The 20,745-nt window shown below is 72.0% G+C and carries 16 protein-coding genes; 9 read left to right on the top strand and 7 right to left on the bottom strand.

Annotated features, from left to right (window positions below; genetic code table 11):
* Window positions 1–154: 154 nt before the first annotated feature.
* Window positions 155–367, top strand: a complete 213-nt coding sequence (locus tag MKK88_RS15260; RefSeq protein ID WP_244001079.1) for a hypothetical protein — start codon at window positions 155–157, stop codon at window positions 365–367.
* 133 nt (window positions 368–500) lie between these two features.
* On the top strand, window positions 501–941 hold the full coding sequence (locus MKK88_RS15255; protein WP_244001077.1) for a DUF1489 family protein: 441 nt from the start codon (window positions 501–503) through the stop codon (window positions 939–941).
* 129 nt (window positions 942–1,070) lie between these two features.
* On the opposite strand, the gene MKK88_RS15250 is transcribed toward MKK88_RS15255, so the two are convergent.
* Window positions 1,071–8,372, bottom strand: coding sequence for a hypothetical protein (locus MKK88_RS15250; RefSeq protein WP_244001075.1), 7,302 nt, complete (start codon window positions 8,370–8,372; stop codon window positions 1,071–1,073).
* A 298-nt stretch (window positions 8,373–8,670) separates the two neighbouring features.
* On the opposite strand from MKK88_RS15250, the gene MKK88_RS15245 reads away from it, so the two are divergent.
* Window positions 8,671–8,991: an Hpt domain-containing protein gene (locus MKK88_RS15245; RefSeq protein ID WP_244001081.1), complete on the top strand. Its 321-nt coding sequence runs from the start codon at window positions 8,671–8,673 to the stop codon at window positions 8,989–8,991.
* Window positions 8,992–9,166: 175 nt separating this feature from the next.
* A complete protein-coding gene (locus MKK88_RS15240) occupies window positions 9,167–9,487 on the top strand; it encodes a 2Fe-2S iron-sulfur cluster-binding protein (protein ID WP_192708394.1) in 321 nt (106 codons plus the stop codon).
* Between the two features lie 100 nt (window positions 9,488–9,587).
* Here the strand turns inward: MKK88_RS15240 and MKK88_RS15235 are convergent, their stop codons facing one another.
* Entirely contained in the window at window positions 9,588–10,763 is a 1,176-nt protein-coding gene (locus tag MKK88_RS15235) for a vWA domain-containing protein (protein WP_244001073.1), read from the bottom strand.
* 335 nt (window positions 10,764–11,098) lie between these two features.
* On the opposite strand from MKK88_RS15235, the gene MKK88_RS15230 reads away from it, so the two are divergent.
* Window positions 11,099–11,506 carry a hypothetical protein gene (locus tag MKK88_RS15230; RefSeq protein WP_244001071.1) on the top strand — a complete coding sequence of 136 codons (408 nt, stop codon included), beginning with the start codon at window positions 11,099–11,101 and terminating at the stop codon, window positions 11,504–11,506.
* Between the two features lie 90 nt (window positions 11,507–11,596).
* Here MKK88_RS15230 and MKK88_RS15225 read toward each other — a convergent pair whose 3' ends face one another.
* The gene (locus tag MKK88_RS15225) at window positions 11,597–13,450 is read right to left on the bottom strand and encodes a cation:proton antiporter (protein WP_244001070.1); all 1,854 of its coding nucleotides are present in this window, start codon (window positions 13,448–13,450) and stop codon (window positions 11,597–11,599) included.
* A 287-nt stretch (window positions 13,451–13,737) separates the two neighbouring features.
* Here MKK88_RS15225 and MKK88_RS15220 point away from each other — a divergent pair, with 287 nt between their 5' ends.
* The 3 genes from MKK88_RS15220 (at window position 13,738) to rplS (ending at window position 16,373) form a co-directional block, all read left to right on the top strand.
* Entirely contained in the window at window positions 13,738–15,006 is a 1,269-nt protein-coding gene (locus MKK88_RS15220) for an ATPase (RefSeq protein ID WP_244001068.1), read from the top strand.
* A complete protein-coding gene (locus MKK88_RS15215) occupies window positions 15,003–15,644 on the top strand; it encodes a hypothetical protein (protein WP_244001066.1) in 642 nt (213 codons plus the stop codon). The genes MKK88_RS15220 and MKK88_RS15215 overlap by 4 nt, the downstream gene beginning before the upstream one ends.
* Window positions 15,645–15,971: 327 nt before the next feature.
* Entirely contained in the window at window positions 15,972–16,373 is a 402-nt protein-coding gene (gene rplS / locus MKK88_RS15210) for a 50S ribosomal protein L19 (protein WP_244001064.1), read from the top strand.
* 170 nt (window positions 16,374–16,543) lie between these two features.
* Here rplS and MKK88_RS15205 read toward each other — a convergent pair whose 3' ends face one another.
* On the bottom strand, window positions 16,544–18,163 hold the full coding sequence (locus MKK88_RS15205; RefSeq protein ID WP_244001062.1) for a methyl-accepting chemotaxis protein: 1,620 nt from the start codon (window positions 18,161–18,163) through the stop codon (window positions 16,544–16,546).
* Here MKK88_RS15205 and MKK88_RS15200 point away from each other — a divergent pair.
* A complete protein-coding gene (locus MKK88_RS15200) occupies window positions 18,150–18,476 on the top strand; it encodes a hypothetical protein (RefSeq protein WP_244001061.1) in 327 nt (108 codons plus the stop codon). The two genes, MKK88_RS15205 and MKK88_RS15200, sit on opposite strands and share 14 nt — an antisense overlap.
* A 223-nt stretch (window positions 18,477–18,699) precedes the next feature.
* Here the strand turns inward: MKK88_RS15200 and MKK88_RS15195 are convergent, their stop codons facing one another.
* The 3 genes from MKK88_RS15195 to MKK88_RS15185 are packed head-to-tail and all read right to left on the bottom strand — an operon-like array spanning window position 18,700 to window position 20,730.
* On the bottom strand, window positions 18,700–19,476 hold the full coding sequence (locus MKK88_RS15195) for a hypothetical protein (protein ID WP_244001059.1): 777 nt from the start codon (window positions 19,474–19,476) through the stop codon (window positions 18,700–18,702).
* A gap of 7 nt (window positions 19,477–19,483) precedes the next feature.
* Complete coding sequence (locus MKK88_RS15190) at window positions 19,484–19,684, bottom strand: hypothetical protein (RefSeq protein WP_244001057.1); 201 nt, start codon at window positions 19,682–19,684, stop codon at window positions 19,484–19,486.
* Window positions 19,681–20,730, bottom strand: a complete 1,050-nt coding sequence (locus MKK88_RS15185) for a hydantoinase/oxoprolinase family protein (RefSeq protein ID WP_244001055.1) — start codon at window positions 20,728–20,730, stop codon at window positions 19,681–19,683. The genes MKK88_RS15190 and MKK88_RS15185 overlap by 4 nt, the downstream gene beginning before the upstream one ends.
* Window positions 20,731–20,745: the final 15 nt, after the last annotated feature.

The raw sequence follows: 20,745 nt of genomic DNA, 5'->3' as shown, positions 1-20,745 counted from the left end.
CCCAACCCGCTCGCCGTCGATTCCGCGGAGGTCCGCCCATGACCCTGCGCACCCGCGCCGACAGTTTCGTCGGCATCCCCCTCGACGGCTGGAGGGGAACGAGCCGGCACTGGCCGGTGGCCGGCGAGGCCCTGGCCGTGGGGCCGAGAGCATCATGGCCGAGAGCGTCATAGCCGAGAGCGTCATGGCCGAGAGCGTCGACGACGCGCCGGCCCGCGACGCCCCCGAACTCGACTGGGCCGGCATCGTCGCGGCCACCCCCGAACCCGATGGGGTTCCGGCGGAACCGGGAGCCGTGGACACGGTCCTGAGCCTGGCCAAGATCGGCGCGCTCTCGCCCGAGCAGCGGCTGGCGCTGTTCGCCTGAGCGACCGACCGGGGATCGCCCGGACCTCGCCCGGACCTCCCCGGCGCGTCACGGATCCGCGAGACCGGATCCCCCTTTCGCGCGGCATGCTCTATCAGGGGCGCCCCGCCGAGATCTCCGAGACCGCGCGCCCGTGGCCCTGCACCTGATCAAGCTCTGCGTCGGCCCGGCCTCGATCGCCGATCTCGAGGCCCGGCAGGCCCGCTATCGCGCCGAGGCGCTGCGGGACGGGCGGCCGGCCGCGCCGTTCCACGTCACCCGGACCCTGCCGAAGCGCCATCAGGAGATCACCGGCCAGGGCTCGATCTACTGGGTGATCCGCGGGACCCTCTCCTGCCGGCAGGCGATCACCGCCATCGAGCCGCTCACCGGCGAGGATGGCATCCCGCGCTGCCGTCTGGTCTTCGATCCGAGCCTCGTTCCGGTGGCCCCGCGGCCGTACCGCCCGTTCCAGGGCTGGCGCTACCTCACGGCCGGGGATGCGCCGGCCGACCTCGGAGCGGAGGCCTCGGGCGACCTCGCCGAGATGCCCGAGGCGTTGCGGCGGGAGCTGGTCGGCCTCGGGCTGTTGTGACGAGAGCGACGGGGATCACAAACCGCGGGCGTCCGGGCTGACGGATCCGGCCTTCGCGCGCCCATCATCCTTGCGCATGGTCCCGTGGAGCCCCCTCGCCCCGCATGCGGGGCGAGGGGGGTGCTTCTCCTACGCCCCGTCGAACCGCCCGCTGGCATGGGCCAGCATCGTGTAGACCTTGCCGGTCTCCGAGGTGAGATAGGCGTCGGTCCGCTTGGCGTCGCTGTCGTTCTTGACCACGTCGCCGAGCAGGCGCTCGAACTCGCTGACGTAGCGGTCGACGCTGCGGCGGAACTCCGCATCGCTCCGGTAGCGGCGCTGGATCTCCGTGAAGGTCGCCCGCCCCTGCGCCGTGTAGATCCGCGGGTCGAACAGGTTCGGCTCGCCGCGGCGGTACCGCTCCCACAGGTCGACCGCGGTCCGGTGCTCGATCATCTTGGCGATGTCGGTCGAGATCGTGTCGAGGGCGATCCGGCCGGTCTCGGCGGGCGCCACCGAAGGCCGACGGGCCGACGCCGAGGCGGCGGCAGCGGGCGCTTCCGCGGTCGGGCTCGCCTCCTCGTCGTCGTCCAGCGAGGCGCGGGTCAGCAGGTCGGACAGCCAGCCCCGCTTGTCCCCGGTCCGCGCCGGTGTGGTGGTGCGGGCCGGCGCAGCCGGGCGGGGAGTCTCGCTCCGGGTCTGGGCGGACGCGGTCGGCCGCGGCATCGCCGGAAGGGCCGGCAGCGCCGGGGCCGGCGGCGCAGCAGCCGGCGCGGACGCGGGCGCGAAGGACGCCAGCGGCGCCGCCTGGGTGGCAGCCGGTGCCGCGACGGCACGGCTTCCACCCTCGGCGACCCGTCGCTGCGCCTGCGGCTGGGCCACGTCCACCGAGCGGCCGGAGCGGGAGACCAGGGACGAGAGCTCGTTGAGCGCTTTGATCTGGTCGGCCACCACCCGGCGCATCTCGCCGGTGGCGTCCTGGGTCTCGCGGGGGAGTTCGAGCACGCCCTTGGCGAGTTCGGCGCGGGTCGCGTCGAGTTCGCCACGGATCGAGCCCGCCATCTCGCGGAGCGCCGAGAACGAGTCGCCGAAGCTGGCCTGCGCCTCCTGGAAGCCGGTGCGCATGTCGCGCGCCGCTTCCTCGATCGCCTGCCGGACGCCCTGGGCGGCCTTCTCGCCCTCGGCGCTGGCGCTGTCCTTCAGGTCGGCGAAGGCGCTCGTCACCGAGGCTCCGGCACCCTCCGCGGTCCGGGTCAGGGTCTCGCCGACACTGCGGGCCCGCTCCTCGGCGGCGCGCAGGGTCTGCTCGATCGTCCGCTCCAGGGCCTTGCCGTTCTGCTCCAGGGCGGCGGCGCGGGTCTCAAAGGCGGCGAGCGCCTCGGTGAGCGCCGTCTCGCGGCCTGAAAGCGTCGAACCCAGCCGCTCCTCGATGGCGGCGAGCGAGGCGGCGGCCCGGTCGAGGGCCGCCACATGCGCGCCGGTCTGCTCCGCGAGGGAGCGGCCGCGCCCATCGAGGGTCTCGGCAAGGCGGGAGGCCTCGCTCAGCGCCCCGTCGGCGGCGCCGCGCAGGGCCTCGACCTGGGACGAGACACCGGCGCTGGCCCGGCCGGTCTCGGCGGCGATGCGCTCCAGGGCCGCCTGGACCTGCTCGATCCGGCCCGCCAGACCCTGCTCGATCGCGCCGAGATTGGTATCGGCCCCGGCCACGAGGTCGCTGAGGGCGCGGTTGGCCGCCTCGATCCGCTGGAGCAGGCTGCCGAGCTCGCGGCCCATCCGGTCGTTGGTCTCGAACAGTTCCGAGAGGGTGCGGCCGGCCCCGTCCTCGACGGCGGCGCGCAGCAGCTCGGCCGAGGCCCGCGACTGCACGGCCAGTTCCTCGGTCCGCTCCCGCAGGGTCTCGGCGAGCGGCATGCCGGTCTCGGACAGCGCCCGCTCGATCGCCTCGGCCCGGTCGGCCAGGGCCCGGGCGAGGTCGAGCATCGGCCCATCGATGGCGCCGCGCAGGCGCTCGACATGGCCCTCCAGGGCGTCGCCGACATTGCGCCCGCTGTCGTCGAGGCCGGAGAGCAGGGCGCCGCCCCGCTCCTCAATGGCCCGCACCAGGGCCTCGGCGCTCTGCGCGAGGCGGCGCGACAGGGCCTCGCCGCGGGCATCCACCAGGGCGCCCAGGGCGTCGGTGCGCCGCTCGAAGGCAGCGCCCAGCGCCTCGACGCGGTCGTCGATCAGGCTGGTCAGGGCCGCCTCGCGCCGACGGAGCGTCTCGGCCAAAGCGGCGTTATGGGCGTCGATCTGCTCGGCATGGGCACGCGCCCGCTCGTCGAGGGCCGCCACAAGGTTCGCGGTGCGCTCGTCCACGAGGCTCGCGAAGGCCTCGTGGCGGTCGTCGAAGGCGTTGGCCAGGGTGTCGGCCCGCTGCGCCACCAGGGTCGCGAACAGCCGCATCCGGCTGTCGATGCGCTGGGTGAACGCGTCGGCGCGGGCGTCGACGCCCTGGGCCAGCGCCTCGCTGTGCGCCGCCACGGCCTGCGCCAGGGACGTCGCGCGGTCCTGCACGACGCCGTCGAGGGCGCGCAGGCGGGTGTCGAACACCTCGACCAGGGCACCGGTCCGGCCCTGGGCGGTGTCGATCAGGGCCTGGCTGCGCTCGTCCAGCAGCCCCTCGATCGCGGCGCGGGCCTCCTCGAAGGTGGTCCGCAGGGCGGCGATGCGGGCATCGACCCGCTCGGACACGTCGCGGCCGGTCCCTTCGACGATCGAGCCGAGGCGCGTCTGGACCCGCTCGAACAGGGCCTGCAATTCGCCCGTCCGCTCGCGGAGCGTTGCGGCGAGCTGGCCTTCGCGCGTCTCCAGCAGGCCGGCGATGGCCGGATGCGCCTTGTCGATGGTCGCCTGAAGCGCCTGGGTCCGCTGCTCGATCGTGCCGGCGATCTGGCGGCCGCGGGTGTCCACGAGGCGGTCGATCTCGCCCTGCGCCCGCTCGAACAGACCCTGCAGGTCGGAGAGGCGGTTATCGAGCACGTCCGCCATCTGGGTCGGCGCCGCGTCGAGGGTCGTGCGCAGGCCCTCGGTCCGGGCCGCGATCGCGTCGGCGACCGCCTGGCCGCGGACGTCCACGAGGTCGCGCAGGCCGGCCTGGGCCTCCTCGAACAGGGTCTGGAGCCGCTGCGTGCGCGCGTCGAGGGTCGCGGCGAGCTGGCGCTCGCGGGTCTCGACCAGCGCCGAGACGGCGGCCGGGGCCTCCTCCAGCACGGTGCGGAGGGACTGGACACGCGCGTCCACCGTGGCGGCGAAGCGGCTGCCGCCGCCCTCCACCAGGGCGTCGAGGGCGCCTTGAGCCTCCTCGAACAGGGTGCGGAGAGCCTGGGCCCGGGCGGTGAGGGTGTCGGCGAGGCGGTTGCCGCGCCCCTCGACCAGGGTTTCGAGATGGCCGAGCCGCTCGTCGAACAGGCTGCCGAGCTGCCGGGTCCGGTCCTCCAGGGCGCCGGTCGCGGTGCCGAAGGCGCCGTCGAGCGCGGCGATCAGCGCCTGGCCGCGGCCGTCCAGCGCCTCGTTGATCGGGCCCATGCGGCCGTCCAGGGTGGCGGCCAGGGTGCCGGCGTGACCGTCCAGCATCACGCGGATCTGGTTGGTGCGGTCGTCCAGCAGGGTGTGGACCGAGCGCACGCCGTCGTCGAGCAGGCCGCTGATATCGGCGGTGCGGCTCGACAGGGTGTGGCCCAGGCGGCCCTCGCCGTCGTCGAGCATCCGCTCGGCATCCGCGATGGTCTGCTGCAGCTTGGCCAGCACGCTCTCGCCGCGCTGCTCGATCAGCTCGGACAGCGACGTGCCACCGCGGTCGAACAGGCGGGCGAGCTCGGTGATCCGGCCGCCGATCGCCCCGAACACCGCCCGGCCCTTCTCGTCGAACTCGCCCGACAGGGTGGCGATGCGCTGGTCGATCTCGCGCGTCAGCAGGTCGGCGCGCTCCGCGAAGGCGGCGCGGACCGCCTCGGCGCGGGCGGCGAGCGTCGCGTCGGCACTCTCGGTGCGCTCGTCCACCACGCGGACGAGGGCCTCGCCGCGGGTCGACAGCGCGGTCTCGAGGCCGCGGGTCGAGTCCTCGATGGTCGCCGTGAGGGCGCGGACGCGCTCGGCCATGGCGCCGTCGAGGCCGCCGGTCCGGTCGGTGATCATCGCCACGAGGTCGCGGGTCCGGCCCGCCAGCTCCTCGTCCACCGCGCGGGTGCGTGCCTCGATGACGCGGATCGTCTCGAAGGCCTGGACGCCGAAACTCTCGTCCACGAGGCGCGCGCGCTCGTCCAGCGCGTCGGCGATCGCCTGCAGGCGGCCGATCACGCCGGAATCGAACTGGCCGGCGCTCTCCTCGATCCGCCGGGCGATCTCGCCCGTGTGCCGGGCGATGTCCTGCCCGAGGCCGGAGGTGCGGCCCTCCAGCATCTCCATGAGGCCGCGATGCCCCTCGGCCATGATGCGGGCCATCTCGTCGGTGCGGGCGCGCAGGGTCTCGTCGACCGCCGTGGCGCGGGTGCCGAGATGGCTGTCGATATGACCGACGAGCTCCGCCACAGCCGCGCCGATCTCGGCGGCCCGCTTCGCGGAGCGCTCCTCCAGGGTCCCCAGATGGGTCTCGATCAGGCTGCCGGCCTCCTGGGCGCGGGCCGTGATCGTCTCGGCCACGGCCTGCCCCTTGCCGGTCAGCAGGCGGTCCATCTCCTCCAGCCGGGCGCCGACGGTCTCGCCGAGCGCCGCGGTGTCGCGGCCGATCCGGTCGGCCAGGATGTCGCCGCGGGCGATGGTCTCCTGCAGGGCGGCGAGGCGGTTGCCCAGCGTCTCGTCGATCGCCCGGACGCGGCCGTCGGCGGTCTCGGCGAAGCTCGCGCCGGTCTGGCTGAGGGTGTCGGCGATGCGCGCGCCCTGGCTCGCCACGGCGAGCACGATGTCGCGGCCCGTGCCGCTGATCCGGGCCTGGGTCTCGTCGGCATGGCCGGCGAGCAGTTCGGCGACGCTCCGTCCGTGCGCGCCGAAGGCCGCCTCCATCTCGCCGATCCGGGCGGCGAGGTCGGCCGAGATCGCGCGGGCGGCCTCGGCGAGGCTGCCGGTGGCGTCGCCGGTGCGGGCGGTCAATTCGCGGTTGAGGTCGTCGAGGGCGGCGCGGATTGCGGAGACAGCCTCCGTGCCGCGGGTGCCGAGATCCGTGCCGGCGCGGTCGGCGGCTTCGAGGAACCGGGCCATGAGGGCGGCGGTCTCGGCCTCCACGGCGCCCGCGACCTCGGTCGAGGCCGTGCGCAGGGTCTCGAGGGTGGCGGCGAGCCGGGCGGCGGCGTCGCGGGTCTGCGTCTCGGCGGCGGAGCCGGTCTGCTCGGCGGCGGCGCGCAGGGCCTCGGCGGCCTCCTCGGTCCGGGCCGCCAGGGCGGTTGCGGACTCCGTGAGGCGCCGCTCGAGGACGCGCACGGCCTCCAGGGTCTGCGTCTCGACCGCGCCGGTGGCGGCCTCGGCGGTCCCCTGGAGGGCGGTGGTGGCCTCCTCGGCGCCGCGCCGGAGCGCCGCAACCGCCTCGGCGGTACGGCCGTCGATCGCCTCGGACAGGCCCTCGACCGTGCCGCGCAGGGACTGGACCGCGTCGGCCGCCCCCGTCTCGAAGCCCCGGCCCAGGGCCGCGAAGGCGGATTCCAGGTTGGCCGCGACCGTCTCGGTCCGCTGCGCGATGCCGCTCCCGGCACGCTCGGCGGCGGCGGCGACGCGGGTCTCCAGATCGGCGGCGCGCACCGTCACGGTCTCGTCGAGCCGGGCCGCGACGCCGTCCATGCGCGCGGCGACGGCACCGCCGCGCTCGGTCAGCGCGTCGGCGATCCGCTCGGCGGCGCCGATCAGGTCGTCGCGGACCGCTCCGGCCCGGGCCGCCAGGGTCTCGCCCGCGCCGCCGGCGGCCAGCGCCAGGGCGGCCTGCGCGTCGCGCCCGCGGCCCTCGATCGCCTCGGCGACCGACAGACCCGTGGTCTCGATCTCGGCCCGCAGGGCCGTGCCGCGGCCCGCGATGTCCTGGGCGAGGGCCGAGCCGGTCTCGGCGAAGCGCGCCGTGATCTCGGCGCCCATCGCGCCGAACCGGTCGGTCAGCTCGGAACCGCGCGACAGGAACACGCTCTCCAGCCCGGTCGCCGAGCGCTCGAAGCTCTCGCGCACCGCGCCGGCCTGACGCTCCAAAGCCGCACCGACCTGCGCGCCGGTCTCCTCGATGCTGCGGGCCAGGGTGCCGGCATTCTCGGTGAGACGGCCCGCCAGGGCGGCGCCGGCGGCCTCGAAGGCGCCGGTCGCCTCGCCGGCCCGGCTCTCGAAGGCGCGGGTCAGGCCCTGGCCGATCTCCTGGAGGCTGCCGCGCACGGCCTCGCTGGTCGCACTCAGGCTGTCGATCAGGTCGCTGCCACGGGCGGTCATCAGGCCGACCACCCGGTCCCCGGCCTCGCCGAGGGACTCCGTGATGGCAGCACCGCGGGTCTCGAGGGCGCCGGTCACGCGCTCGCCCGCGCCGTTCACGGCCGTCACGATCCGGTCGGAGGCGCCTTCCAGCTCCTGGCTCAGGCTCTGGTGCGAGCCCGTGATGGCGGTGCGCACCCGGTCGGCGTTGGTAACGATCGCTTCGCGCTGGGCGACCAGCTCCTCGACGAGGGAGCGGATGCGGATCTCATTGTCGGAATAGGCGCGCTCCAGGGTGGCGATTTCGCCGCGCACCAGGGTCTCGAGCTCGCCCGCGCGGGCGAGCGCGCGCTCAACGCCGTCGCCCACCGCCGCCACCTCGCGGCGCACGGTCTGCGACATGGTCAGCACCGCGTCGGTCGAGAAGCTCTCGGGCTCGGCCAGACGCACCGCGACCTCGCCGACCGCGCGGGCGACGAGGCGCATCTCCTGGGCGCGCACCGCCAGCATGGCGGCGATCACGAACAGCACCACCGGGCCGAACAGGGCCGCGGCGCCGACGCTCGCCTGGAGGGCGGAGAGGCCCGCCACGACGCCGCGCAGGTCACCCTCGGACTTCACCCAGGCGATCAGCACCAGGGCGCCGATCCAGGCGAGGCCGGCGGCGAGGGCGAAGAGATAGGGCTTGGGCGAGGAGCGCACCCGCAGGGTCTGCTGCAGGATGCCGATGTTGCGCCGGTCGTCGTTGGCCACGAGCGACCGGTCGGGGGGCAGGAGCCCACCCTCGCGGCGCGGGCGCTCGAGGCCGGGCGGGGGCAGGTCGGAGGCGAGCGGCGGATCGAGGTCGAGGCGCGGCGGCATGGTCCGGCCGGCCACGTCGAGCCCCCCGTCGAGCAGCGGATCGGTGTCGCCGACGTCGGGCAGGCGCGGCTCAGCGCGGCCTTCGAGGCCGTTGGGCGTCAGGGCATCGAGGTTCAGCGCCTGCTCGATCGCAGAGAGCGCGGCCTCGGCCGGGTCCTTCAGCTTCTTCTCGGTCGCCATTCAACGCCTCGTGACACGGGTTCACCGGCACCTTGGGGGAGGCTGATGCCGGAGACGCAACACCCCGTTTACCATTACAAGATTAGACCTGGGCAGCGATTGCCGATACCCGAGCCCCCGGTCGGCCCCAGAAAACGTTAACCGAATGGTTACCGACCCTGCCGCTCACCGCCTCCACATCGTGCCGCAGGCAGGGGGTCCGGCGCGATCCCCGACCGGCGAATCGGGGGGTGAATTGTGTGGATCAGATCCGCAATCCCCAGAGAACACCGAATCCGCGGGCGCCGGCCCGCCGCTGATCGACCCTGCGATCGACCGCGCAGCCCTCGACGCGCAGACCGGCGGCGACGCCGATCTCGCCCGCGAGGTCTTGGATCTGTTCGCCGGCCAGTGCCGGTCGATCCTGCCCCGGCTGACCGATCCTGCCCTGTCCCGGGCCGCGCGCGCCGACCTCGCCCATACCCTGAAGGGCTCGTCCGCGGGAGTCGGGGCCGCGCGGATCCACGCGCTGGCGGATGCCGCGGAGACAGCCTTCCGCGGGGAGGGACGGGCGCCCCTGGATGACCTCGCGGACGCGGTCGAAGCGGCGCTCCGAGCGATCGCGGAGGGGCAGGTCTGAGGGTGTCGCCCGCGTCCGGAGGCCGCACACGCCGTCCGAAACGGAGCACGCTGCGATGCGGCGATCGATCCGGGACGGGTGTCAATCGCCGCGCTTGCATTCCGTGGGTTCAACCGCCAAGCAGTCACGCCGCCCGTTGGACTGGTTTTGCCCGACGCGAGCCCGGAGCCCCAGCATGCCCAAGATCACCTACGTCGACCACGCCGGGACGGAGCGGACCGTCGAAGGCAGCGTCGGCGCGACCGTGATGGAGACGGCTCTGCGCAACAACGTCCCGGGCATCGACGCGGAATGCGGCGGCGCCTGCGCCTGCGCCACCTGCCACGTCTACGTCGCCGACGCCTGGATCGAGACGGTCGGCAAGGCGCAGGACATGGAGCAGGACATGCTCGATTTCGCCAGCGACGTGCGCGAGAATTCCCGGCTGTCCTGCCAGATCAAGATCACGCCGGCGCTCGACGGGCTCGTGGTGACGACGCCGTCGCAGCAGGGGTAAGGTCGCGTCCGGCGCGACGGGGCGCCACGATACGGCTCGTAGACGATCATCAGCGCTGAAACGCGACGCCCTCCCTCTCCTATGTGCGGGAGGGGACGGCCTACCGCACCAGCGCCCGCGCCGCCGCGTCGAGCCCCTCCAGGGTCAGCGGGAACATCCGGCCCGAGATCAGCCGCTGCACCATGCCGATCGACTGGGTGTAGCCCCAGTGCGTCTCGGGCACCGGGTTGAGCCACGCCGTCTTCGGGAAATGGTCGAGGAGCCGCTGCATCCAGACTGCGCCGGCCTCTTCATTCCAGTGCTCCACCGAGCCACCGGGCGTGGCGATCTCGTAGGGGCTCATCGAGGCGTCGCCGACGAAGACCAGCCGGTAGTCGCTGCCATAGGTGCGGATCACGTCGAGCAGCGGCGTCTTCGCCTCGTGGCGCCGCCGGTTCTCGGTCCAGACCGCCTCGTAGGGGCAGTTGTGGAAGTAGTAGTGCGCGAGGTGCTTGAACTCCGAGCGCGCCGCCGAGAACAGGGCCTCCGCCTGCTCGATGTGCCAGTCCATCGAGCCGCCGACATCGAGGAACAGCAGCACCTTCACGGCGTTGCGCCGCTCCGGCCGCAGTTGCACGTCGATATAGCCCTGGCGGGCGCTTTCGCGGATCGTGCCGTCGAGGTCGAGCTCCTCGGCCGCACCCGTCCGGGCGAAGCGGCGCAGGCGCCGGAGCGCGAGGCGCATGGTGCGTGCGCCGATCTCCCTGTCGTCGTCGAGATCCTTGAACTCCCGCTTGTCCCAGACCTTCACCGCCCGGAAGTTGCGGTTGCCGTCCTGGCCGATCCGGATCCCCTCCGGATTGTAGCCGTAGGCGCCGAACGGCGAGGTCCCCCCGGTGCCGATCCATTTCGAGCCGCCCTGGTGGCGCGCCTTCTGCTCGGCCAGCCGCTGCTTCAGGGTCTCGAACAGATTGTCCCAGCCGAGCGCCTTGAGTTCCGCCTTCTCAGCCTCGGTCAGGTATTTTTCCGCGAGCTTGCGGAGCCACGCTTCGGGAATCGGCGTGGGCTCCACCGCCTCGCCGAGGGTCTGGAGCCCCTTGAACACGGTACCGAACACCCGGTCGAACCGGTCGAGATGCGCCTCGTCCTTCACCAGCGCGGTGCGCGACAGGAAATAGAACGCCTCGACGTCATGCTCGGCCAGTCCCCGGTCGAGGGCGCCCAGCAGGGTCAGGTACTCCTTCAGGGAGACGGGAACCTTGGCGTCCCGCAGGGCGGTGAAGAACTGCAGCAGCATCCAAGAGAAACGCGCCAGTTGGCGATGCAGGTCAAGTCCAGGCGAATCGGACTCACTGGGACCAAGCTTGGCAGGACGTTTTGGAATCGATTCCGAATCTTCGTGGCTGGTCGACAGGATTCAGCACCATGCGCAGAGTCGATTCCGACATCGGCGAGAGTCTCTCCCGCTCCTCCATCCGCAGAATCTGGGTATAAGTGGCCGAATCTGTTGATATGTGCCGCGGCACCCCTCGCCCGGTCACGCAATCAGTCATGGGAATCGCTCAACTCGACGGATCGAGTGGGTGCGGGCGCGGCGACGCGGGCCGTACAGGGCAAGCGAGGAGACCTGCGATGGCGGTCGTCCTGCAGAATCTGACGGACTTCAAGCGGTTTCTCGCGAAGCCGGGCGCAACGATTCAGCTGGTGCGCAACACCTTCATGGACCGCCAGCCCGAGGCGACGCAACAAGCTTACCGCGACAAGGGCATGTACGCGCCGCGGGCCGTGCAGGCCCTGTCGCGCAAGGCCGCGGTGTTCACCCTCCGGGGCTATCCCGGCACGGTCTGGCTCTACTGGGACAAGGGCGCCCGGGGCTGGCGCTTCTCCGGCGACACTGTGACGGTACCGCTTGTCACCGGGTTGGGACCAGCCGACGAGCTGGTCTATCGGTGCAGCTTCGCCGATGGGTTCGAGCCGGCGCCGCGCAGCCGCGCCGTGCGGCGTCCCAAGGTGGAAGAGGCCCAGCCCGCCTTCGTCTGAGGAGGCACGACGGCGTCGTGGGACCCAAGCTGCCCTGAAGACCTTCGACCGGACGCGTCGGCCAGCCTCCCCGGCTTGGCCGACCGTCTCCTAACCGACCGTCTCCTGGCTGGCCGCCTGAGGCTCGGGCTCCCGCTTGACGGGAGCGGGCTTGCCGAGCGCCTTCCCCACGGTCCGCCGGGCCCGGAAAATCGGCTTCGCCTCGTTCTCGCGCTTCTTGAGCAGGGCACGGTACTCGTCCCGCCGCTCGTGGATCGACGCGATCACAAGCCCCATCGGCACGCCGACATCGACCAGAACCGCCTCCGACAATTGCAGCGAGGCCTCGATCGTCTCCGGCACCGCGTCGTCGACGCCGAGTTCGTAGAGCGCCGTGGCGTGGCGGGCATCGCGGGCCCGGGCCACGATGGTCAGGTCCGGCCGCTCGGCGCGGGCCGCGACTACCGCCGCCTCGACCGCCCGGGGGTTGTCGAGGGTCACCACCAGGGCCCGGGCCGAGGCGATGTCGCAATGGCGCAGGATCTCGGTGTTGCCGGAATCGCCGAAATAGACCGGCTTCCCGGTGCGGCGCTGCTCGGCGACCCGGGCCGGGTCCGAATCGAGGGCGAGATACGGGATCTTGTGCTTCTCCAGCATCTCGCCGACCTGCCGGCCGACGCGGCCGAAACCCGCCACGATCACCCGGTTCTCCACCCGCTCGGGCAGCGGTGCCTGTGCCCCCGCGGCGGCCTGGGCCTGGGCGGTCGCCCGCTGCTTGAGCCGTCGGCCGATCGCCGCCAGCGCCGGGATCATGATCATCGTGACGGTGGTCACCACCAGGGCGGCGGCCCCGACCTCCTCGGGCACCAGCCCGGTCGCCATGGCGCCGCCGATCAGCACGTAGGCGAACTCCCCGCCCGGCCCGAGCAGCAAGGCCGTCTCGATCGCCACCGGCCGGGGGATCTTCATCACGGGGGCCGCCATCACCACCACGGCCCCCTTGATCAGCACCAGGGCGAGCGACAGGCCCAGGATCGCGCCCGGCGTCGCCATGAGCTGGGCCGGATCGAGGTTCATCCCCACCGAGACGAAGAACACGCCGAGCAGCAGGCCCTTGAACGGGTCGATGGTCGCCTCGATCGCCCGGCGGTACTCGGTCTCGGCGAGCAGCAGCCCGGCCACGAAGGCGCCGAGCGTCATCGACAGGCCGCTCGCCGCCGCGGTCAGCGCCGTGCCGACGATGACGAGGAGGCAGGCCGCCATGAACAGCTCGGTGGAGCGCGTGCGCGCCACCAGCTGGAACAGCGGCCGCAGGGCGAGGCGGCCGGCGATCACGATCAGCACCAGCGCGACCGCGGCCTGGCCCAGAGCCAGGGCGAGGGCCCAGCCCTTGTCGCCCCCGTCGTCCCGGCCGAGCACCGCGATGGCGAACAGGGCCGGCGCCACCGCCAGATCCTGGAACAGCAGCACCGCGAAGCTCGTGCGCCCGGTCGGCGCGTTGAGCCGCTTCTGCTCCGCCAGCACCGGCAGCACCACCGCGGTGGACGACAGGGCGAGCCCGATCCCGACGATCGCGGCGCCGACCAGCGGCACGTTGAGCCCGTAGAGGATCATCGCCAGGATGAGCGTGGAGCAGCCCACCTGCAGGGAGCCGAGGCCGAAGACCAGCCGCCGCAGGGTCCTCAGGCGCTCCCAGGACAGCTCGATCCCGATCATGAACATCAGGAAGATCACGCCGAACTCGGCGAGGTGCGCGATCTCGGCCCGGTTGCCGATGGTGAAGAGGTGGACGAAGGGATAGGCCTCTGCCAGCCGGCCGAGGCCGTAGGGTCCGAGCAGGGCGCCGGCACCGATGAAGCCGAGCACCGGCGAGATCCGCAGGCGGTGGAACAGCGGCACCACGATCCCCGCGGTGACGAGGAACAGGATCGCTTCCTTGTAGGAACCCGGGTGGACCTCTGGCATCGGCGGCGGATCGAACCTCGTCTCTGGCGGCGGCGGGGATGCCGATCACGGCTGCGCGATCATGGGTCCCCACCCCATCGGGAGCAATCGAATTCCGGACCCGGGCAGGTGTGCTGCGACACAAGCCGGATACATGAACCGGGTGAGACATTTCGGCCACCCGGGCGGCAGGCCCGGTAGCGTACAGTGCAGGCGTGCAACGCGGCCCAAAATCGGCACAATGCGCGCATACACGCAGGAGTTAAACCGGGGTTAAGCTCGGCTGGCTGTGCCCGGAACCGGACCCGATGGATGTGACGAGGCCGATGATCTCCATCAAATCGATCTTTGCCGGTCCCCAAACGCCCCCCAACCGCGACCGGAAGCGCGAGCAGCGCGAATGGAGGCTGGAATCGGACCGCTGGCGCCACCAGCGCCACGTCGACCGCGGCTACCGCGTCAAGTGGGGCTACGTGGCGATCGCCTACCTCGTCGAGTTCATGGTGATCGGCGCCTCGCTCTGGGGCGCGTGGCTGTTCGCGGGCGTCTACAGCGACGGCGACTGGCACGCCTTCTACTTCATGCTGCTGGCGCCGATGGTCTACGCCGCGGTGGAGCTCTGCCGGGTGCCGCTCGGCATCCTGGCGCGCACCCAGCGCTCGTACTTCGTGCGCGCGCTGGCGGTGCTCGGCATCATCTTCGCGGCGGGCGTGACCACCAAGTCGGTGTCGCAGCTCGGCGAGATGATGTTCCATCCCCGCCTGATGGAGGCCGCCAAGGCCAAGACCGCGCTGAAGGACGCCCAGGCCGACCGCGCCACGATCGGCGACCGCATCAAGGCGGCGGACGAGCGCGTCGCGCAATACACGGCCGAGCTCGACCAGATCGAGAAGCGCTCGGCCGACAACGCCCAGCAGCTCGCCGGCCTGCCGGCCCAGCGCTGCGAGCGGGTCTTCGGCACCAACAGCAAGGGCCGGAAGTACCAGAACCTGAAATGCCTCGCCGATCCGCGGGTCGCCGCCCTGTCGGCGCAGGTCAGCAAGGCCTCGGCCGACCGCGCCGCCCTGATCAAGAACCTTGAGGAGGCCCGCAAGGCGCGGACGGAGCTCGATCCGGGTGCCGCCGACCGGCGGGTGGCCGATGCCGAGCAGGGCTACCGCAACGCGGTCAACCGCTCGCAGCTCCACTCCTTCACCGCCATGGTGTACGGCGTCGATCCGATCGACGTGACCGAGAGCCAGGTCCACGCCTTCCTGCGGATCTTCGTGTTCGTGCCGGCCATCTGCGCCGCCTTCGCATCCACGATCCTGGCCCTCTGCGCGGTCTCGACCCGCCGGACCTTCATGGACGAGGACGACCTCGGCGCGGCCGTGAACCCCGAGGCCGCCCCCTACATGCTGGACGCGATCGCCGACGCCCTGCGCTCGCATCCTGAGCCGATCCTGCCGCGGGCGGCCAACGCGGCCAACGCCTCCGGGGCGGTGATCCCGATGAACCGGCCGGTCCAAGGCCAGCAGGCCCTGCCCGGACAGACCGCTCCGAGCCCGACCCTGCCTGCCGCGGGAGCCGGCGCATGAACTACGTCGCCGGCGGAACCCCTGAGAACGTCGCCCTCGCCCAGCAGGTGAATTCCCGCCTGCGGGCGGATTCGAGCTACGTCGCGGCCCGGGCCTTCCTGTTCCGGGCCCTGGGCTTCGGCGCCTTCCTGTGCCTCACCGGGATCGGCGTCGGCGCGGCGGCCTATGGCTGGGCCACGCTCAACCAGTTCGACACCGCAGCGGAGAAGATCGCCTCCGCCATGCAGGCCGCGCTCTCGGATGTGACGCTGAAGACCAAGGGCGAGGTCACGCTCACCGACAACACCCTCAAGCTCGAAGGCCTGCCCAAGGCTTCGGCCTCGCCGACCCCCACCAAGGCGCAGCTCGGCAGCGACGCCGCCCCGGCCTCGAAGGCGACGGTGAACACGACCTTCACGGTGTTCAAGCAGGTGCCCTACCTCGACGGGCAGATCGTGACCGGCTGGAACTTCAAGGACAACGCCGACCAGCCCTACCAGCAGTACTGCTACTTCTCCCGCCGCACGGCCGAGGCGAAGGGGCAGGTCGAGATCAAGATCGACCTCGCCATGGACGGCAAGACCCTGCCGCAGCCGCAGAAATCCGACGTGAACCTGGAGATCCTGGCCCGGAACTGCGTCTGGCACGAGAAGGGCTGAGGCGGGCCGATCAACCGCACGCCGCTCCCCGGGCGCCTGAACCGCGATGGCCGGTGATCCGGGATCCTCGCCCATGGGCCGCTCCCTGGCTGGACGGCCTCCGCGAGTGAGACTTCATTGAGGTCGATCCAGCCCAGTCGACGGCGTCGGGGTCGTCCACGCGATCAGCACGGGAAGCTGCGGCGCGTTCCGATGGCCTCCGCGTCGACCCAATCGACAAGCCGGGCTTGATCCTGTAGAGAGCCGGCCAACTCACAACAGGATCGCCGAAATCCTGGCGCCGACCGCCCATGAGGGGCGTCACGGCGCGACGGCTGGAGCTATGCCATGAACATCATCGAGCAGCTGGAGCGCGAGGAAGTCGCGCGCCTGGCCAAGACCATTCCGGATTTCGAGCCGGGCGACACGCTCATCGTCAACGTCCGCGTGAAGGAAGGCGAGCGCACCCGCGTCCAGGCCTACGAGGGCGTCTGCATCGCCCGCCAGGGCGGCGGCCTCAACGAGAGCTTCACGGTCCGCAAGATCTCCTACGGCGAGGGCGTGGAGCGCGTCTTCCCGGTGCATTCCCCGATGATCGATTCGATCAAGGTGGTCCGCCGCGGTAAGGTGCGTCGCGCCAAGCTGTACTACCTGCGCGACCGTCGCGGGAAGTCGGCCCGCATCGTCGAGCGCACCGACCGCTACAAGGCCAAGGACACCCCGGCCGCGGCGCCCGCCGCCGCCGAGTGACCCGGCGCGCCCACAGCGCGCCCCGGCAGATCACGAAACCGGTTCGGCTGCGCCGAGCCGGTCTTTTTACGTCGCAGGGTCCTCTCCCCCAAGCTCCCCTCCTCAAGCTCCCCTCCTCAAGGCCTCTCCCGGAGCTTGGAACGGGGACCTCGCCCTACGGACCGCGCCGGTCAGGCAGCGCGGACCTGTTCGAGAAATCGCGCGATCTCATCGGAGAGCTGCTCGGATTTCCGGGCGAGTTCCGCCGCGGCACCCAGCACCTGATCGGCCGCGCCCCCCGTCTCCTCGGCCACGCGTGATACTTCGGCCATGTTGGCGGTCACCGTATCGGTGCCGCTGGCCGCCCGCGCGATGCTTTCGGCAATCGCCTCGGTGGCGACGCTCTGTTGCTCGATGGCGGCGGCGACCGTGATCGTCAGCCCGTTGACCGCAGCGACGGTGCGGCCGATGCCCTGGAGTGCCTCGACCGCCTGCCGGGTCGAGGCCTGAACGGTGCCGATCCGGCCCGTGATCTGCTCGGTGGCGGTCGCGGTCTGCTGCGCCAGCGCCTTCACCTCCGCCGCCACCACGGCGAAGCCGCGGCCCGCCTCACCGGCGCGGGCCGCCTCGATCGTGGCGTTGAGCGCCAGCAGGTTGGTCTGGTGGGCGATGGCCGCGATCATGCCGGCGACGGCGCCGATCTGCTCGGCCCCGTCGGCGAGTTCGCCGACGATGGCATCGGTGCGCGCGGCCTCGGCCGCCGCTTGGTTGGTCATCACCGAGGATTGGGTCATCTGCCCGGAGATCGTCTGGATGGTGCTCGCCATCTCCTCGATCGCCGATGCCACGCTCTGCACGTTCGCGGCGGTCTCTTGGGCAGCGTCCGTGACGTGGGACGCGCGGCCGCTGGTCCGCGAGGCTGTCCGCGCCATCGCCTCGGCGGTCGCCTGCATCGTAGCGGCGGCCGCCGTGACCCGCGTCATCAGCGTCCGGACGGTGGTCTCGAAGGCCTTGGTCAGGGTCTCGAAGATCTGCCCGCGCCGGGCCTTGGCCTCCGCCTCCCGTGCGACGGCGTGATCCAACGCGGCCTTCTCGATCAGGGCGCGCCGGAACACCTCGACGGCCGCGGACATCCGGCCGATCTCGTCGGTCCGGTCGAGCCCCGGGACCGGTGCCGCGACATCGCCCTCGGCCAGGGCCTGCATCCGCCGGCCGAGCCGGTCGAGCGGGCGCGTGATGCTCCGGCCCACCAGGATCGAGCCGAGCGCCCCCAACGCGCCGATGCCGAGGAGCAGCCCCCCGGCAGCGGCGGCCAGCGACAGGAAGGCCGTTCCAATATCGTCGGTGTAGGTGCCCACCGCGATGATGATGTCCCAGGGCTTGAACAGGACGGCACGCGTGGTCTTCGGATAGAGGCCCTCGCGCCCCGGCCGGGGGTACATGTACCCGGTCAAGGTCGTGTCGGATGTCTTCAGCGCATCGATGATCGTTCCGGCCACGCGCACGCCGTTGACCCGCGTATTCAGCTGATTGGTGCCAACGATCTTGCGATTGGGAACCGCCAGGACGGTGCCGTCCATCCCGTAGATGGCGACGTAGTTGGTCCCGCCGTCGAAGCGCATGGCTATCGCCGTCTCGGTCAGCTGGTGGAGGGCAGCGTCCCGGGTCAGGGCCCCGCTCCGCACCCGCCCCTCGAGATCCTGAGCATAGCTCATGAACAGCTCAGTGATGGCTTGCAGGGACTGCATCCGCTCCGCCACCATCTCGCGATAATAGAGCCGCAATCCCGAAACACCGATGATTGCCAACATGACAGCCATCAGCACGGTCTGTGCCAAAATTCTGTACGATAATCTCAGGTTCATCAATCGGTCGATCATATGGGATCTCGTCTTTGACAAATCGTTTCACGATCTGCAGAGCAAACACGGCGATGTCAACATGATCTCTGTTGCAACAGATCTTGAGTGTCAGGACATTATCACTGCATCGTCTCTGTATCGGCACAACCCGCAGCGGCTTGACGCGTCGATGCAGAACAACCTTGGCTTTAAGCGGTCGAAGCTATCGGGGGCTCTTCGCCTCGGCCTGGCCCCACTTCCGGCTGGCGGGCGGCACGGATGATCGTGGCGGCGGGCCGGATCCATCGCGCGGAGCCTCCCGTTCAAGCCGACGGCAGGACGAGAGGCTCCGGGACGGTGGCGCGCGTGGGCGATCAACCGTGGGCTCGGGATGGTGAGGGTCAGGCCCAGGCGAAGGCCATTGGCACGCGTCGGAGCGTCGACGCACGGGGCGGCGAACAGGCTCAAGGTCCGCCCCAGCGGGGTGCAGGCTTATATCCGGGGGCTCACGCCGCCCGCGGGCGGCGCCGCGCGAACAGCCAGGGCAGGACGCAGGCGGCCGACGCGGCGATCGACAGCGCGTAGGCCAGGACCGGATCCATCGCCCCGAGGGTCGCATGGATGCAGATGTAGAAGGCCAGCACGCCGAACGCCCCCTGGGCGCTGCCGCGCACCACGTCGAGCGAAGCGCCAACCCCGTCCTGCATCCGGGCGAAGACGATCAGCGGCCAGGAAATGATCGGGATCGGGGACAGGACCCCGCTCAGGCCCGGCCCGAGCAGCGGCGCGAGGGTGGAGACCAGCAGGACCAGGGTGGTGGCCGCCGTCAGCCGGGCCGGCATGTCCCAGCGCGGCGGCCGGCGAAGCGGCACGCCGGGTGAGGATCCCGGCCGGCACAGGGCGACGACGAGCGCCATCATCGGCAGGTCGATCGCCGTGGCGAGCCACAGGCCGGGCCGGACGAGCCCGTGCAGCACGGCGCCGCCCAGGATGAAGGCCGCGAGGGCTACGCCGATCGACGCGACGGCGCCCATCCGCGGGGCGCAGAGGGCGTAGGCGAGGTAGCAGAGCGTCACCGCCCCCAACCCCTCCACCGAGCCGATGGCCGCCTCGGCGGCGAAAGGCTCGCCCTGCTCGGCCGCGAGATAGATCGAGATCGGCGCCGAGGTGAGCGGCAGGCCCGACAGCAGGCCGCCGACGAGGCTGCCCCAGCGGCGCGCCGCCGCCGAGACGGCCCACATCAGCGTCGGGGTGATGGCGATCTTGGCGGCGATCAGACTCATGGCCCGCTCAGGCGGCCGCGGGCGGCCCGTCGTCGTCGGGCTCGGTCGGCGAATGGAGGATGTCCTCCAGCTCGTCGACCAGCCGGTCGATCTGATCCTCGGTGGCGAGCACCTTCAGGACCTCGCCGGTCTCCGTCTCCACGGCCAATTCGATATGCGGACCGACCCGGGCCGTGAGGATCCGGGCCAGGATCTTGATGGCACTCATGCGTCTCTCTCCTCCGCGGCGATGAGGCCGACCGCCGCCGCCGGCCCGCAGGTCGAGACCCAATCGCGCGGGCCGGCGATCCGGTCGTTCAGCAGGTCGACCAGCGGCACGGATGCGCGGCCGAGCCGGTCCGCGAGTCGGTCCCCCAGGAAGGCGCCGGCCCCGCAGGTGATCAGGAGGGCTGTCTCGGGCAGGTCTGGCCGGCCGAGCAGGAGCGCGGCGGCATCGTGCAGCAGGCGCAGCTGCGCCTCGGCGAAATGCCCCGCGAGCATCGCCCAGACCCGCCCGGGGGCCTCCGCCCGGTCGCGCCCGACGATCCGGGCCAGCCGGGTCTCGCTCTCGGCCACGGACTTGCCCTTGCGGTCGCCGCTCGCCTGCTGGTCGGCCCCCTCGGGGAGCAGGCCAAGGATCCGGTAGGCATCCGCCATGTGGGCGAAGGTCTCGGTCATCAGCCGCGTGCGGCGGCCGCCGAAGGGGGCGTGGTCGGCGAGGGCGATCACGGGCGTGCGCACCACACCCGTGTAGACGAGCTCCCCCGTCTCCAGGCGCTCGGCATCGCTGTAGCCCGCCGCCGCCGGTCGACCGCCGACGATCGGGATCAGGTCGGTGGTGGTGGAGCCGATGTCGATGAGCAGGGCGTCCGGGGCGAGCCGACCGGCGAGCGCCGCGGTGGCGTGCCAGTTGGCCGAGGCCACGTCGGCGGCGACCTCCGCGGCCGCCTCCGGGGCGACGAAGCCGGACCGGCCGGCATAGATCCGCACGGGGCCGGCCAGATGGGCCGCCGCCCATCCGGACAAAGCGGCCACGCCCGCTTGCCGGTCGGCGAAGCAATCGGTCAGCTCGCCCGTCATGGTGACGGCGTGCCGGGCCTCGCGCCGGGCCCAGTCGGGCAGGGCCGCCAACGCCCGATCGAGGGCGGGGACGCCCTGCCAGAGGGGGCAGGGGACCTGGACGGCCGCCACCACGCGCCCGGCCTCCACCAGCGCGGCCTTGACGTGAACCCCGCCGAGGTCCCACCCGATCGTCGTCTGGGCTGGTGAGAGCATGGGATCGCGATGAAC

Origin of the sequence: Methylobacterium sp. E-005, from assembly GCF_022829725.1 — a bacterium.
Classification (GTDB): Bacteria; Pseudomonadota; Alphaproteobacteria; order Rhizobiales; family Beijerinckiaceae; genus Methylobacterium.
This window is presented reverse-complemented; position numbering and strand designations above follow the sequence as displayed.